Annotated in this window: 1 CRISPR repeat array. The window is 71.6% G+C overall.

The window, feature by feature from the left end:
• Window positions 1-6: 6 nt before the first annotated feature.
• Window positions 7-340: direct repeats of the CRISPR family, unit length 29 nt; unit sequence CGGTCCATCCCCACAGGCGTGGGGAACGC.
• Between the last annotated feature and the right edge of the window lies 1 nt (window position 341).

The raw sequence follows: 341 nt of genomic DNA, 5'->3' as shown, positions 1-341 counted from the left end.
GCCGGGCGGTCCATCCCCACAGGCGTGGGGAACGCCCGTGCCGGTGGTAGGCGGCGTAGGCATTCGCCGGTCCATCCCCACAGGCGTGGGGAACGCGAGGGGGGCGTCACGCATGTCCCCGCTCGGCACGGTCCATCCCCACAGGCGTGGGGAACGCCGCTCGCCGCTAGGCAGGCCGGGAAAACGCAGCGGTCCATCCCCACAGGCGTGGGGAACGCCGGTATGTTTACGGGTTCTGCGGTGTCGCGTACGGTCCATCCCCACAGGCGTGGAGAACGCTCCCGAGTCACCGCGTCCAGCCGCAGCGGGTCCGGTCCATCCCCACAGGCGTGGGGAACGCG

It is taken from the genome of Deinococcus apachensis DSM 19763 (genome assembly GCF_000381345.1).
GTDB classification, from domain to species: Bacteria; Deinococcota; Deinococci; order Deinococcales; family Deinococcaceae; genus Deinococcus; species Deinococcus apachensis.
The sequence above is the reverse complement of the archived record's forward strand: the minus strand, read 5'-3'. Positions and strand labels throughout refer to the sequence as shown.